Raw genomic sequence first — 14719 nt, 5'->3', positions numbered from 1 at the left:
GCCCTGCGCACGCACTACGCTGCCGGTGTTCCGACGATCTTGCCGAGGGGGCGCGCTCGATGACGGCACGGAGGCAGGCGGTCGCCGCGGCGGCGGCCACCACGGTGAGCGTCCTCGTCGCCGTCATGGTCAACCTGCTGACCTCGGGGTGGAGCTGGCTGATCTTCCTGGGGCTGGCCGCGCTGTCGCTGGCCTGGGTCGGCCTGGAGGTCTGGCGGTCGACGCCGGGGCGGGAGTCCCGCACGGCGCTGGGCGCGCCCGCCGAGGTGGCCGCCGTGGACGGGTTCGTGCCCCGGCCGGAGCTGACCGGCGGGATCGTCCGCGCGCTGCTCGCGGGCGGGCGGCGCAAGGTCGGGATCACCACCGCGCTCGCGGGCGCCGGAGGGTTCGGCAAGACCACGTTGGCGGCCCAGGTCTGCGAGCTGCCGGAGATCAAGGCGGCGTTCCCGTCGATCTACTGGGTGACGGTGGGCCAGGAGGTGCGGGGCGCGGCCCTGGCCGACACGGTCAACGACGTCATCGAGCGGGTCGCGCGGCGGCGGTCGGGCCTCACCAGCCCGGAGCAGGCCGGGCTCCAACTGGGCGAGCTGCTGGCCGAGCGGGGGCCGTCCCTGCTGGTCGTCGACGACGTCTGGACCGCGGAGCAGCTGCGGCCGTTCCTCAACGCCGGACGCGGCTGCACCCTCATGGTCACCACCAGGATCCCGGACCTGCTCCCGGACTCCGCCGACACCGCGACCATCCGGGTCGACCAGATGAGCCGGGTGCAGGCGACCGAACTGCTCGGCAGCGGCCTCGGCGGGCTCCCCGCGCACGTCGGCGAGCGGCTGCTGGACATCACCGGCCGATGGCCCCTTGCCCTGCGGCTGGCGAACGCCGCGCTGCGCCGCACCGCCCGCGACGGCGGCGACATCGCCGAGGCCGCCGAACGCCTGCTGCGCCGCCTGGGCGAGCTGGGCCCGGCGGCGCTGGACGTCACCGACACCGCCCGCCGCGAGCGGACGGTCGCCGCGACCCTGGAGTCCTCGCTGAGCGTGCTGGGGGCCAACCGGGACCGCGCGCTGGAGCTGGCGATCTTCCCCGAGGACGTCGAGGTCCCGCAGGACCTCGTCGCCCACCTCTGGAAGGCGACCGCCGACCTGGCGCGGGACGAGAGCGACCGGCTGTGCCGCGAGCTGGTCGAGCTGTCGCTGGTGACCCAGCACGGCCCCCGTCTGCGCCTGCACGACGTCATCCGCACGTACCTGCGGCACGAGTGCGGCGGTCTGCGGCTCGCGCGGCTGAACGAGAGCCTGTTGACCGAGGTGGCGTCCACCCTGCCCGACCCGGTGTCCGGCCAGGTGCCGTGGTGGTGCCTGCCGCGCTCGGCCGACTACCTGTGGCGCTCGCTCGCCTACCACCTGGACAGCGCGGGCCGCGCGGAGGAACTGGCGGCGCTGGCGACCGCGCCGCCGTGGGTCATCACCAAGCTGCGCCGCTTCGGCCCGGTCGCGGTGGCCGAGGACCTGGCGTTCGTGGACACCGAGAGCGCGGTGGAGCTGGGCCGGTTCCTCGACCAGCTCGGCCACCTGCTGGTGCCGACAGAGCCCGACCACGCCGTGGTGAACGCCCTCGCCCAGCGCCTTCCCGCCTCTCCCGCGCTCGACAAACTGCGGAGAGCCGCCCTGGCCGCGGTCGACGGCGTGCCGCGCCTTGTGCCGCAGCGCGCGCTGCCGGACCTGCCGGACCCCGCCCTGAACCGCGTGCTGGTCGGACACGAGGACATCGTCGAGGGCTGCGTCTACGCCCCGGACGGAAGCTGGCTGGCGACCGTCGCCGCCGACGGGGTGCGCGTCTGGGACCCGGAGACCGGCAGGCTCCTGCGCATCCTGGAGGGCAGCGCGCGGGACCTGCTGGAGGAGGGCTTCGCGCTGTCGCCCGACGGCCGCCTTCTCGCCTGCGCGGCTGATGCGCACACCGTCGACGTGTGGGACACGAGCACCTGGCGGCTGCGGTACACGCTCACCGGGCACCGGACGCCGCTGAACTGCTGCTGCTTCTCCGCCGACGGCACGACCCTGCTGACCGCGGACTACTACCGGCAGGCCCGGCTGTGGGACGTCGCCACCGGCGGGCTGATCCGGGTGATCAAGACCGACCCGGCGGTGGAGTCCTGCGCGGCACTGCCGGACGGGCGGCTGCTGGCCGTCGACGGCGACGGCGTGAAGGTGTGGGACCCGCGCGCCGCGGTCGGCGCCGCGATGCCGCTGCCGAGCGGCTTCACCTGTGAGGCCGTGGCGGTCAGCCCCGACGGCCGGTGGGCCGCGGCTCCCGGGGACGTCGGGGTGCTGATCTGGGACCTGACCGCGATGGGGGAGCCCCCACGGATGCTCCACCACCACCGCGACCTCACGGTCGCGGTGTTCTCCCCTGACGGCGGGACCCTCGCCGTCGGCGGGGAGAACGGGCTGATCGTGCTCTGGGACACCGTCGCGTGGCGTCAGGCGGGCGCCATCGCCGCGCACGGGGCGGAGGTGACGGACCTCGCCTTCGCCCCGGACGGCTCGGTGCTGGCCTCGACGGCGAAGGACCGCACGGTCCGGCTGTGGAACCCGGGCCGGGCGCGCGTGGATGTGGAGCACCGCGAGGTCCCCGACGCCCTGGGCGAGTGCGCGGCCGCGCCGGACGGGAGCTGGTTCGCCGTGGGCACGGGCGACGTCGTCGAGATCCACGACCCGGCCGGCGGCGGGGTCCGGGAGAGGATCCGCTATCCCGGTCGCCTCTTCGACCTCACCCCGGTCGGCGCCGACCTGCTGCTGATCCAGGACTTCGACCGCTTCCTGCTGTGCCGGACGGACGACTGGCGCAGCGCCCGGCCGCTGCTGCACCCCGCTGACCTGCTGCGGTACCCCCTGGGGGTCGGCGGCGCTCTGGTCTGCGGGGTCGACACCCAGGGCTGGGTCGTGGTGTGGGACACGACGACCTGGACGCCGCCGGTGTTCCTGGAGGCCACCGAGTCCGGGGTGCGCGTCCACCGGGAGTGGGCGGACAGGACCGACCAGCTGGCCAACCGGCTCCGCCGCGTCGCGGGGCGCACGCCGAAGCAGGACAACTCGGCCGAGGCCGCGATCTCGCCGCACGGCGAGTGGCTGGCGGTGCGCCGGGCCAGGACGGTTCACGTGCTCGCGCCGGGCGATTGGGCGCCCCTCGCCGCGATCCGCGTCGATCACGAGGTCGACGCCATGGACGTCACCCCCGACGGCGCCCACCTTCTGCTGACGGGACCCGACGGCGACCGTTGGTGGGACACCCGCACGTGGACCGAAAGCGAAGCGCCGCCGCGCTTTCCGTCGAAGGTGATGGACGACCGGTGGTCGCCGAACGGCAGGCTCGTCGCGAGCGTGTCCGAGCGGGTGCTGCGGATCCGCGACGCCGGGGACTGGTCCCCGCTGACCGAGATCCGGCTCGACGGCGAGGTCACCGGCTGCGCGTGGCTGACCGACGAGCGGCTGGCGGTCATCGGCGGCCACGGGATCTTCTGGTTCGCCTACGTGCCGGGCGAAAGCGACCCGGCGACCGTCAGCCCGACGGTCGACGCAGGCGTCGCCAGATAGGCCGGACGAGCGCGCTCGCCAGCACCGCCGCCGGGTGCTCGCCGCGGTCGCGGGCCTCCGGGGCGGACTCCGGGGTCATCCGGTGGGTCAGGTTGAGCGCCTGCCGGTGCACCGTCGGCGCGAGCACCCGCAGCAGTTCCAGCGCCAGGCCCTCCGGCCGCTGCACCACCTCCGCGGTCCCCTCCAGCGCGGAGACGATCATCCGCGCCGCCGTGTCCGGGGAGAACGCGGGCACGCCGCGGTAGGCGTCGGTCGCGGTGATCATCGGCGTCCGCACCAGGGGCATGCGGACCGAGCAGAACGTCACGCCGTCGGCCAGCAGCTCGCGGCCCGCCGCGCGGCCGAAGTGCTCCAGTGCGCCCTTCGACGCCAGGTAGGCGGCGAAGCGCGGGGTGTCCGACTGCAGGCCCATGGTGGTCACGTTGACGATCCGGCCGCGACCGGCGGCGCGCATGCCGGGCAGCAGGCCCAGGGTGAGGCGCAGCGGGGCGAAGTAGTTCAGCGCCATCGTGCGCTCGTAGTCGTGCAGGCGGTCCGTCGACAGCCGCACTGAGCGGCGGATGGAGCGGCCCGCGTTGTTGACCAGCATGTCGACCTGGCCGAGATCCTTGACCAGCGCGTCGACCGCGTCGGCGTCGGTGAGGTCGCAGGGGTGGGCCGACGCCGTCCCGCCCGCGTCGGCGACGAGGTCGGCCACCGCGGCCAGCTCCTCGGTGCGGCGGGCGACCAGCAGGACGTGCGCGCCGCGCCGTCCGAGCGCCAGCGCCGTCGCCTTGCCGATCCCCGAGGACGCCCCGGTCACCACGATCCGCTTGCCGCGCAGGCCGTGGTCGCCGCGGTCCGGGTCGAGGTGCTCGGCCCAGTACCGCACCAGCCGACCCGCGTACGAGGCGAACGGCGGCAGGGTGACCGCGCCGGCCAGCGCCTCCTCGGTGCGGGTCGAGTCGAACACCGTCGGCATGTCCAGGTGCGGGACGACCTCGGCGGGGATGCCCGCCTCGGCCAGCGCCGCGCAGGCGGCCGGGCCCGGGCGCAGGCGCGGCAGGCGGACCGGCAGCGTCGCGGCGATCCGCGGGGCGCCGAGCGCGTCGGCGAAGGCGTTGTAGATCTCGGTGTTGGGCTGCCTGCCGTTGTGCGTCAGGTGGTAGGTGCTGCCCGAGGGCGCGTCGATGTGCATCAGGTGGGCCATCGCGTCGACGACGTAGTCGACCGGGACGACGTTGGTCGCGCCGAGGTCGGGCAGCACCAGCGGGAGCGCCCTGGGCAGGCGGGCCAGCCGGGCGATGGTCGGCAGGAAGTAGTACGGGCCGTCGACCTTGTCCATCTCGCCCGTGCGCGAGTCGCCGACGACCGCCGCCGGGCGGTAGATCCGGTACGGGACTCGGTCCTGCTCGCGGACCAGCTTCTCGGCGGCGAACTTGGTCGCGTGGTACGGCGCGTGGTGGCGCTGGCCGAGGTCGAAGTCCGCCTCGGTGAACCGGCCCCGGTGATCGCCAGCGACGGCCACCGACGAGACGTGGTGGAACAGCCGCGCGCCCGCCGCGGCGGCGAAGTTGACCACGTTCGCGGTGCCGACGACGTTGACCGTCTCGTTGTCGGCGCCCGGGGCGGTGAAGTCGTAGACCGCGCCGAGGTGGACGACGTGGTCGACCGGCGGCAGCAGGTCGAGGCCGAGGCCGGGCTCGCACAGGTCGCCGACGACCGGCACGACGCGCTCGTCCCACGCGGGCAGCTTGCGCAGTGACCGCGCGCGCACCAGGACGTGGATCGTGCCGCAGTCGGGCCGCGCCAACAGCCGGTCCACCAGCCTGCGGCCGAGGAATCCTGTCGCGCCCGTGACGAAGTAGGTAGCCATCCCGTGCCTCCTCGGACAGGATTCTGCCACTACCTACTCACAAGTAGGAAGTGTGGTCAGCGATCGGCCTCCACCGAGGCGTCCACGACCGCGTCCCGCAGGGCGGCCCGCAGGCGGCCCACGTCCAGCGGGGAGAAGACGGCCGTCTCCCCCGGCGGGGCCACGAGCACCACCCTGCCCTGCCGGACGAAGATCGTGACGTCCCGCCGCCGACCCGCTATGTCGCGGCAGCTGACCGTCCACTCCCGGTGGCTGCTCACCGTGTCCCACCCTCTCTTGAAACCATGTGCTGGCGCTTATGCGACGCGGACGGTAACGAGCCGTGACGGGACAAGGTGACGCCAATCCGGGGATTTCTCTACACATGCCCCCGCGGCGACCCGACCGGCCGGAACGGGATGGTGTCGGCCTGGCGGAAGGCGGCGTAGCGGCCGGGGCGGCGCCGGGTGGGCCGCAGCAGCGCGAACGCGATCAGCCCGGCCGCCGACATGCCCGCGATCACCGTGGCCATCGGCGTCGCCGACCGCTCCGCGCCGAGCCCGACCAGCGGCGCTGCCAGGCCGCCGATGAGGAACTGGATCACGCCCAGCAGCGCGGACGCCGTGCCCGCCCGGTTGCCGTGGTCGGCCAGCGCGAGCGCGGTCGCGTTCGGGCTGACGATGCCCAGGCTCGCCACCACGAGGAACAGCGCCGCCAGCAGGTACACCAGCTCCAGCTCCATGGCCACCGCGGTGTAGACCCCGGCCCCGGCCAGCGCGGACAGCGCCAGGCCGACCGTCAGCAGGACGCGGGGGCTGAGCCAGCGCAGCAGGATGCCGTTGACCTGGGTGAACAGCATCAGGCCCAGCGCGTTGGCGCCGAAGACCAGGCTGTAGGTCTGGGGGCTGAGCCCGTGCAGCTCCTGCAGGACGAACGGCGACCCGGCGATGTAGGCGAACATCGCGGCGGTGACGAAGCCGATCGAGGTCGCGTAGGCGACGAACGTCCGGTCGGTGGCGACGCGCAGATAGGTGCGCATGATCTGGCGCGGGTTCGCCGGGCGGCGCTTGGGCGGCGGCAGCGTCTCCCGCAGGCAGACCGTCGCCGCGATGAGCAGCAGGACGCCGAAGTAGGCCAGCACGACGAACACGCCCTGCCAGTTCGTCCACCGCAGCACCTGCGCGCCGATCAGCGGGGCCAGGATCGGGGCGAGCCCGGACACCAGCATCAGCATGGAGAAGAACCGCGCCATCGCGGGCCCGGTGAAGATGTCGCGCACGGCGGCGCGGGCGATCACCACCCCGGCCGCGGCGGCGACGCCCTGCGCGAACCGCAGTCCGACGAGCGTGAACACCGACGGGGAGATCGCGCAGGCCAGCGACGCCATCGTGTAGGCGGTCAGGCCCGCGAGCAGCGGAAGGCGCCTGCCGAGGGTGTCCGAAAGCGGACCGACGACCGCCTGGCCCACCGCCATCCCGATCATGAACGCGGTCAGGGTGAGTTGGACCTGCGCCTGGCCGGTGTCCAGGCCGTCGGCGATCTCCGGGAACGCCGGGAGGTACATGTCGATGGACAGGGGACCGAAGGCGGAGATCCCGCCGAGGAGTAGCGCGAGCCGCGCTCTCGCCCACGGCGATGGTCTGCTCACCCGATCAGTCTATGTCCTATGACAAACGAGGCTTACCCGCCGTCGCCTGTCTGGTCCACACTGGCTTGGTACGTCTGTCCGTCATCGCTGATCACCCGGTGGACACCCGGGCGGGTCGACTGGGCACCGGATCGGTCCCTTGACAGACTGTGCGTCCAGAGCGCGGGAGGGGAGCCATGTCCCAGCCGATCGATGCGGTCCTCGCCGACGCGGCGCGCCTCACCGCCGCGGGCAGGCCGCGCGCCGCCATCGAGGTCCTGCGGCCCGTGCTCGCCGACCATCCCGACCACCCCGGCGCGTGGTGCGGTCTCGCGGCGGCGTTCCTGGACGTCGGCGAGCCGCTGCACTGCCTCGACGCCGCCAAGCGCGCGATCACCCTCGGCGAGCCCGCGTGGGCGCACCGCCTGGCCAGCCTCGCGCTGACCGAGCTGGGCAGGCACGAGGAGGCGGTGATCTCCGCCCGCGAGTCGGCCCGCCGCGACCCCGACGACTGGCGCGGCCAGGTGGCGCTCGCGGAGGCCCTGGCCCCCACCACCCCGGCCGACGCCCTCACCGCCGCCCGCCGCGCGGTGGCGATCGCCCCGGAGGAGCCCCGCACCCACGAGGTCCTGGGCAACACCGCCGAGCGCGCGGGCGACCTCGACGGGGCGCGGGCGGCGTACCAGGAGTCCCTGCGCCTGGACCCGACGAACCCCGACGCCCAGGCCGCCCTCTCCCGCCTCCGCCGCACCACGGGCCGCTTCGGCGACGTCCCCTGGGAACGCTCGACGGCGTGGCATGAGGCGGAGGATCCCGACTGGACCCTGGTCGACGCCGACCCGGCCCGCGCGCCGAAGTCCCCCCGCGGCCCCAAACGCCCCGCCGCCGCCCGAGCCGTCCGCCTGGCCCCGGACCTCGACGACGCGGCCGTCCACGCGCACGCGGCCCCGGTGGACCTGTCCGACCACCTCCACCACCCACCCGCCGATGATCTCGACGCCGACCCCACCCGCCCCGACGCCGAGTCCACCCACCCCGACGGCACTGCCTGGACCCCCCGCCCCAAACAAGCCCCGCAAGACGACGGCGACCGTCCAAACGGCGATCGCACAACCGCAGGCCCCAACCCCGACCCAACCGAGGACCGAGAGCCCGCCACCGCCCGCCCCGACCTGTTCCCGACCGAGGGCGAGCGCCGAAAGCCAGGCCTCTTCGCCCGAATCCGGTCCCGCCACCCCCGCCCCGCCCCCAAGCCCGACTTGTTCGCAGGCCTCACCGAGGAGCCCCGGCCCCGCCGCCCCAGGCCCACTCGCGGCTCAACGCCCGCCCCGTTCGCAACCAGCGCCGCGACCCATGCCGAGGACGATGGGTCCAAGCCCGCCCGCTTCCCCCACGCGGGCGCGGCAGGAACCACCCGCGATTGGACCAAGCCCACCCGCCCCGCCCGCGGCGACTCCACAGCCGATGACCGGCCCGAACCCGATCCGTTCGCGGAGGGTGGCTCTGTGGAGGTCGAGGGTGATCATGACGGCCCCGGTCAGTTCGCGCGTGGTGGTTCCGTGGGAGCCGAGCGGGATGGGGCCGAGGCAAATCGGTTCGCCCGCGAGGACTCCACAGGCGATGATCGGTTCGAGCCGGGTCGGTTCGCGCGCGGTGGCTCTGCGGGAGCCGAGCGCGAGGCGGATCGGTTTGGGGGTGGGGGTTCTGGTGGCGGTGTTGGGTCGGGCTGGGGCAAGGGGGATCGCAAGGCTGAGCTGTTCGCGCGGGGGACGGGGCGGCGTGCGGGGGAGCAGGAGCCTGATCTGTTCGTGCGGGGTGGGCGTGTGCGGGGCGGTGGGGGGCGGGCCGCGGTGGGGCAGCAAGGGCGGACCGTCGGTGCGGGTGGGGCTCGGGAGGCGCGGCCGCTGCGGGATCGGCGGTTCGGGCGGGCGCAGCGGATCGGGTTGTGGTTGGCGTTGCGGCGGGGGGCCGGGTGGTTGCTGGCCGGGGGGCTCGTGCTGATGATCGCGGGCATGCCCTCGCCGAGCCGGTTGCTGGTGTGGTTCGGGGTGGCGTTGCTCGTGCTGGTCGCGGGGGTCGTGGGGGTGGCGGTGTTCCGGCTCCCCGCCGACATCCGGGTGACGCCGGGCTACCTCTGGGGGCAGGACCGGCTCATGGCCGTCTGCGCCGCCGTCCTGGCGCTCGGGCTCGGCCTGCTCGCCGTCTGGACAGCGGCCCTCGGGCTGGGCGCCACCGGCATGGCCCTGCTGACCCCGGTGGTCATCCTCGGCCTGCTGGCCTTCGCCGTCGGCACGCTCGGACTGTGGCGGATGCGCATCCGCCGGTGACAGACTCTCGCGGACCCGACCCCCGACGGTGAGGACGCGCGATGGGCCAGCACTCCGGCTACCAGAACGAGATCTACCTGCAGGGGCTGGCCGAGAAGACCCCGCCGTTCACCACCGACGCGACCCGGCTCGAGGCCGTCGCCGCCGAGGCGTTCGCGCCCGGACCCTTCGGCTACGTCGCGGGCGGCGCGGGCTCGGGCGCGACCATGCGCGCCAACCGCGACGCCTTCGACCGGTGGCGGATCGTGCCCCGGATGCTGGCCGACGCCACCGAGCGGACCCTCGACACCACCGTCCTCGGCACCGCCATGCCCGCGCCCGTGCTGCTCGCCCCCATCGGCGTGCAGTCGATCGTGCACCCCGACGGCGAGCTCGCCACCGCCCGCGCGGCCAAGGCGCTGGGCGTGCCGATCGTGCTCTCCACCGCGTCCTCCTACGCCCTCGAGGAGGTCGCCGAGGCCGCGGGGCCGCGCTGGTTCCAGCTGTACTGGCCCAACGAGCCCGAGGTGTGCGCGAGCCTGCTGCAGCGCGCCAAGCGCGCCGGGTACGAGGTGCTGGTGGTCACCCTCGACACCTGGACCCTCGCCTGGCGCCCGCAGGACCTCGACCAGGCCTACCTGCCGTTCCTGCGCGCGACCGGCGTGGCGAACGCCTTCACTGACCCCGCGTTCCTCGCCGGGCTGGCCAAGTCCCCCGCCGACGACCAGGCGATGGCCGTGCTGCGCTGGGTGTCGCTGTTCACCGGGCAGGACAAGAGCTGGGACCGCCTGCCGTTCCTGCGCGAGCACTGGGACGGCCCGATCGTCCTCAAGGGAATCCAACACCCCGACGACGCCCGCCGCGCCGCCGACGCGGGCATGGACGGCATCGTGGTGTCCAACCACGGCGGCAGGCAGGTCGACGGCGCGGTCGGCGCGCTGGAGATGCTGCCGGAGATCGCCTCGGCCGTCGGCTCGCGCATGTCGGTGCTGTTCGACTCCGGCGTCCGCACGGGCGCGGACGTGCTCAAGGCGCTCGCCCTCGGCGCCGACGCGGTCCTGCTCGGCCGCCCCTACGTCTACGGCCTCGGCCTCGGCGGCGAGGACGGCGTCCGGCACGTGCTGCGCGGCCTGCTCGCCGACCTCGACCTGACGCTGGGCCTGTGCGGCAGGCGTAGCGTGTCCGAAGTGGACTCCAGCCTCGTGCGGAGCGCCTGATGGAGGCCGGGTTCAGGCTCCGCTTCGGCGGCGGGGCCGAGGGCATCGAGCGGTTCGAGGCGTCCCTGCTGGGCGCAGCCTTCTCCACCCACCGCCACGACACCTACGCCATCGGGATGACGCTCTCGGGCGTGCAGACCTTCCGCTTCCGCGGCGAGCGGCGGCAGTGCCTGCCGGGGGAGTGGCACATCCTGCACCCCGACGAGCCGCACGACGGCGCTGCCGGGACCGACGCGGGCTTCCGCTACCGGATCTTCTACCTCGACCCCGCCCTGGTGCAGTCCGCGCTCGGCGGCGCGCCGTTGCCGTTCGTGGCCGACCCGGTGGTCAGCCGCGCCGACCCGATCATGACCGCCCGCCTCGCCGACATCGACGACCCGCTCGACGACCTCGCCGCCGTCGAGCTGACCACGGCGATCGCCGACCTGCTCCGCGCGCACGCCGCGCCCCGCCGCGGCCGCGCCGCCATCGACATCGCCGCGATGACCCGCGTGCGGTCGCTGCTGATCGACGACCCGACCGTCCCGCACAGCGTCGCCGAGCTGGAGCGGGTCGCCGGGTGCGACCGGTGGTCGATGGCCCGCCAGTTCCGGGCCGCGTTCGGCACCAGCCCCACCCGGTTCCGGACGCTGCGCAGGCTCGACATCGCCCGCGGGCTGATCCGCGCGGGACGGCCGCTGAGCGAGGTGGCGGTGGCCGCCGGGTTCGCCGACCAGGCGCACCTGACGCGCATGTTCAAGGGCGCCTTCGGCCTCACCCCGGCGGCGTGGCGGTCATCCGGTTCGCTCGCGCAGGGCGTGGATCACCGCGATCATGTCGGACTTGCCGTGGCCGAGCGCCACGGTCTCGGTGAACAGCGCGTGGCAGGCGTCCAGCAGCGGTGACGCCGTGCCGTTGGCGCGGGCGGCGCCCGCGATGAGCTGGTTGTTCTTGAGGACGTCCGCGCACGCGGCCTGCACGGCGAGGTCCCCGGCGACCAGCTTGGCGGTCTTGGCCCGCGACAGCGCCGACGACATCGGCCCGTTGTCGAGGATCTCCGCCAGCCGCACGGTGTCCAGGCCGTGCTCCTCGGCGAAGTGGAACGCCTCGGCGAGCCCGGTGGCCAGCGTGATCAGGTGCAGGTTGACCGCGAACTTCATCAGCAGAGCGCCCGGGACGGCGCCGCAGTCGACCACCCGCGAGCACATCGCCGCCATCAGCGGCCGCACCCGCTCCGCCGCGCTGCCTGCGACCATGCCCACCAGCGTCGCGCTCTCGGCGGGCCCCTTGGACCCGGAGACCGGCGCCTCCACGTAGTCCCCGCCCGCCGCGGCGATGTCGGCTTCGAGCGCCTGCGAGTAGGTGGCCGCGAGCGTCCCCATCTGCACGACGACCCGCCCGCGCACCCTCGGCCCGAACGCCGGGCCGCCGCGGTCGAGCACGGCGTCGACGGCGGCCTCGTCGGCCAGCATCAGGAACACGATCTCGGCGCGGTCGAACACCGCGGCCACGCTCTCGCCCTGCTCGGCGCCCGCCGCCAGCGCGGGTGCGCACTTGGCGGGGGTGCGGTTCCACACGACCACCGGGGTGCCGGATCGCGCGAGGTTGACGGCCATGGGCGAGCCCATGACACCCAGTCCGATGAATCCCACAGTCTCCACACCCGGCGTTGTACTCAGCGGAGCGGGCGCGGTCTTGAAGGTTTGTGCGCTAGTTCCGGGCCCAGACGGTGAGCAGGGCGAACGCGTCCCTCTCGTGGAACTCGACGTCGCTGAGCACCACGATCCGGCCGCGCGGGCTCTCCGCGCAGTAGACGCCGCCCTCGGCCAGGGACAGCCGCGCGGTGCCGAACCGCCGGATCGCGTCCTGGCACTGCTCGCCGTCGGGCACACCCGCGCCGCGCCACTCCGCCAGCGTCCGCTGCCGCTGGTACATGTTCGAGCCCGCGTAGAGGTCCGCGCGGGTGGGGGCGCCGCCGACGCCGGGGAGGTAGTCGAGGGTGAAGACCGCCGACCCGCTGCCCGGACTCGGCGGGATGACATCGACGTTCACCTGCTGCACGGCCCAGACCTGCGAGTACACGCGCCGGAACCCGGTGGCCGGTTCGGCGGCGGTGGTCTCGGTGGTGGGCCGCGGGTCGGCTGCCGTCGTGGTGGGCTCGACGGCAGCCGCGGTGGTCGTCGGCGCGGCGGTGGCCGGGACGGGCGGCGGCTGGGACTGCCCCGCGGGCGCGGCGGGCTCGTCGCCGACCAGGGCGAGCACCAGCGCCGCGCCGAGGGCGATCACGGCGATCACCACCGCGTACGGCAGCCACGGGCTGCCGAAGGAGATGCGGACGTTGCCACCCGCCTGGGTGAAGATGCCCGAGGCGTTGCCGCCGACGCTGGTGGAGTTCCGGACCTTGCCCGTCATTGATCAATCGTGCCATCACTTGGCGTCGGCGTAGCAGTCCACGATGGTTGCCTGGAGCGGGAAGCGCACGGGTGTCTGCCCGAAGACCAGGCCGGTGGCCTCGGCGGCGGCCGCGTCGAACTCGGCGGCGACGGCGGGGGCGTCGGCGGCCGGGCAGTGCACGATGACCTCGTCGTGCTGGAAGAAGACGATCGCCGCCTCGCTCGCGGCCAGACGGCGGCGCAGCGCGGCGAGCATCGTCAGCGCCCAGTCCGCCGCGCTGGCCTGCACGACGAAGTTGCGGGTGAACCGCCCCCAGTCGCGGGCGGCCCTGCGGCCCGCGGTCTCGTCGGTGGACGTCAGCTCGCGCCACGCCTCGCTCGGCGGCGGGCTGGTGCGGCCCAGGCGCGAGCGCACGACCCGGCCCTGCTCCCCGGCGCGGGCAGCGTGCTCGACGTAGTCGACCGCGCGCGGGAAGCGTTTGCGCAGCACGGCGAGCAGCGGTCCGGCCTCGCCGCTGGTGCCGCCGTACATCGCCGAGAGCATGGCGATCTTCGCCCGGCCCCGGTCGCCGCCGAAGGCGTCCGCGGCGAGGCTGGTGTAGAGGTCGACCGACGCCGACACCTCGGCGAACCGCTGGTCCTCGGCCAGCGCGCCGAGCACGCGCGGCTCCAGCTGGGCGGCGTCGGCGACCACCAGCGACCAGCCGGGATCGGCGCGCACGGCCGTCCGCAGCAGCTTGGGCAGTTGCAATGCCGCTCCGCCGCGCGTCGCCCACCGCCCGGAGACCACGCCGCCGACGACGTACTCCGGGCGGAACCGCCCGCCGTCGACCCAGCTCTCCAGCCACGACCACCCGTGCGCGACGTACAGCCGCGCCAGCTCCTTGTACTCCAGCAGCGGCTCGACGGCCGGGTGGTCGACCTCCCGCAGCACCCACGCCCGCGCCGACGGGATCTCGATGCCCTCCCTGGCGAACGCGGCCACGATGCTCGCGGGCGCGTCCGGGTTGACCGCCCGGCCGTGGAACGCCGCGGTGATCCGGTCGGCCAGCGCCGCCAGCTTCGCGGGCCGCCCCCCGGGCGATGGCCGCGGGCCCAACGCGGTGACCAGCAGCTCGGCGTGGATGTCGGCCCGCCAGGGCAGCCCGTGGTGGGTCATCTCGGCAGCGGCCAGCGCCCCGGCGGACTCCGCTGCCGCCAGCAGCCGCAGCCGCTCGGGATGCGCGGTCGCGGCGATGCGCCGCTCCTGGTCGGTGTGGACGGCCTCGATGGCGTCCAGCACGTCGACCCCGGCGGGCGTGGTCCCTCGGTCGGGCTCGAACAGCGTCGGCTGCTCGCCCTTGGCGATCGGCCGGGGGTCGGCGGGCTCCGGCCCGCCCCGCAGCCGGGCCCACGCCGCCGCCAGGTTCCTCGGCCGCCTCGGCGTCTCGGCGAAGGCGAGCAGCAGCGCCTCGACCAGCCCGAGGTCGTGGCACCGGCCCAGCCGGACCCCGCGCTCGAGCAGCGCCGGGTACAGCTCCTCGGCCGAGGGCACGATCCACCGCGGCCCCTCGGCCTCCATGCCTGCCATCCACCCGGCGAGGTCGTCGGTCTCGACGGTCGTGGCGGAGCCCAGCACGCGGGCCCTGCCCCGACCGTCCCCCGTGGGTACCACCGCGACCAGCACGAGGTGATTCTGCCGCCGGGGACCGACAGCCTGCCTCACTTTCGGTCAGCGGGACCCGGCGCCGTCTCCCCGCACGGGCCGGATCTTGCTCTCCCCCAGTGTCC

Annotated in this window: 10 protein-coding genes; 4 read left to right on the top strand and 6 right to left on the bottom strand. The window is 74.5% G+C overall.

What is annotated here, in order from left to right; translation table 11 throughout:
- Nucleotides 1–59: 59 nt before the first annotated feature.
- On the top strand, nucleotides 60–3593 hold the full coding sequence (locus tag IEY98_RS20805; RefSeq protein ID WP_189212237.1) for an NB-ARC domain-containing protein: 3534 nt from the start codon (nucleotides 60–62) through the stop codon (nucleotides 3591–3593).
- Here the strand turns inward: IEY98_RS20805 and IEY98_RS20800 are convergent.
- The 3 genes from IEY98_RS20800 to IEY98_RS20790 form a co-directional block, all read right to left on the bottom strand.
- Nucleotides 3559–5448: an SDR family oxidoreductase gene (locus IEY98_RS20800; RefSeq protein WP_189212236.1), complete on the bottom strand. Its 1890-nt coding sequence runs from the start codon at nucleotides 5446–5448 to the stop codon at nucleotides 3559–3561. The two genes, IEY98_RS20805 and IEY98_RS20800, sit on opposite strands and share 35 nt — an antisense overlap.
- Before the next feature lie 56 nt (nucleotides 5449–5504).
- Entirely contained in the window at nucleotides 5505–5708 is a 204-nt protein-coding gene (locus tag IEY98_RS20795) for a hypothetical protein (protein ID WP_189212235.1), read from the bottom strand.
- A gap of 98 nt (nucleotides 5709–5806) precedes the next feature.
- Nucleotides 5807–7075 carry a multidrug effflux MFS transporter gene (locus tag IEY98_RS20790; protein WP_189212234.1) on the bottom strand — a complete coding sequence of 423 codons (1269 nt, stop codon included), beginning with the start codon at nucleotides 7073–7075 and terminating at the stop codon, nucleotides 5807–5809.
- A gap of 176 nt (nucleotides 7076–7251) precedes the next feature.
- Between IEY98_RS20790 and IEY98_RS20785 the strand changes: the two genes are divergently transcribed.
- From IEY98_RS20785 to IEY98_RS20775, 3 genes are read left to right on the top strand one after another with little or no spacing between them, the layout of a single operon-like run.
- Complete coding sequence (locus IEY98_RS20785) at nucleotides 7252–9381, top strand: tetratricopeptide repeat protein (protein WP_189212233.1); 2130 nt, start codon at nucleotides 7252–7254, stop codon at nucleotides 9379–9381.
- A gap of 41 nt (nucleotides 9382–9422) precedes the next feature.
- Nucleotides 9423–10577: a lactate 2-monooxygenase gene (locus IEY98_RS20780; RefSeq protein WP_189212232.1), complete on the top strand. Its 1155-nt coding sequence runs from the start codon at nucleotides 9423–9425 to the stop codon at nucleotides 10575–10577.
- Nucleotides 10577–11461, top strand: a complete 885-nt coding sequence (locus IEY98_RS20775) for an AraC family transcriptional regulator (RefSeq protein WP_189212231.1) — start codon at nucleotides 10577–10579, stop codon at nucleotides 11459–11461. The genes IEY98_RS20780 and IEY98_RS20775 overlap by 1 nt, the downstream gene beginning before the upstream one ends.
- Here the strand turns inward: IEY98_RS20775 and IEY98_RS20770 are convergent.
- The 3 genes from IEY98_RS20770 to IEY98_RS20765 are packed head-to-tail and all read right to left on the bottom strand — an operon-like array spanning nucleotide 11351 to nucleotide 14615.
- Nucleotides 11351–12217 (bottom strand): NAD(P)-dependent oxidoreductase, encoded by an 867-nt coding sequence (locus tag IEY98_RS20770; RefSeq protein ID WP_229787108.1) that lies wholly within the window; start codon nucleotides 12215–12217, stop codon nucleotides 11351–11353. The two genes, IEY98_RS20775 and IEY98_RS20770, sit on opposite strands and share 111 nt — an antisense overlap.
- Nucleotides 12218–12266: 49 nt before the next feature.
- Nucleotides 12267–12968, bottom strand: coding sequence for a hypothetical protein (locus IEY98_RS32775; protein WP_229787107.1), 702 nt, complete (start codon nucleotides 12966–12968; stop codon nucleotides 12267–12269).
- Between the two features lie 15 nt (nucleotides 12969–12983).
- Nucleotides 12984–14615: a bifunctional 3'-5' exonuclease/DNA polymerase gene (locus IEY98_RS20765; RefSeq protein ID WP_189212229.1), complete on the bottom strand. Its 1632-nt coding sequence runs from the start codon at nucleotides 14613–14615 to the stop codon at nucleotides 12984–12986.
- Nucleotides 14616–14719 lie beyond the last annotated feature (104 nt).

Origin of the sequence: Actinokineospora fastidiosa (assembly GCF_014648415.1) — a bacterium.
Taxonomy (GTDB): Bacteria; Actinomycetota; Actinomycetes; order Mycobacteriales; family Pseudonocardiaceae; genus Actinokineospora; species Actinokineospora fastidiosa.
Note: the sequence above shows the minus strand (reverse complement) of the source record. Positions and strands in the feature narration are given on the sequence as shown.

Bases quoted from the DNA above. Each gene is read 5' to 3' on its own strand.
- IEY98_RS20780 (WP_189212232.1), top strand. From the start codon at position 9,423: ATGGGCCAGCACTCCGGCTACCAGAACGAGATCTACCTGCAGGGGCTG.
- IEY98_RS20785 (WP_189212233.1), top strand. From the start codon at position 7,252: ATGTCCCAGCCGATCGATGCGGTCCTCGCCGACGCGGCGCGCCTCACC.
- IEY98_RS20800 (WP_189212236.1), bottom strand. From the start codon at position 5,448: ATGGCTACCTACTTCGTCACGGGCGCGACAGGATTCCTCGGCCGCAGG.
- IEY98_RS32775 (WP_229787107.1), bottom strand. From the start codon at position 12,968: ATGACGGGCAAGGTCCGGAACTCCACCAGCGTCGGCGGCAACGCCTCG.
- IEY98_RS20775 (WP_189212231.1), top strand. From the start codon at position 10,577: ATGGAGGCCGGGTTCAGGCTCCGCTTCGGCGGCGGGGCCGAGGGCATC.
- IEY98_RS20805 (WP_189212237.1), top strand. From the start codon at position 60: ATGACGGCACGGAGGCAGGCGGTCGCCGCGGCGGCGGCCACCACGGTG.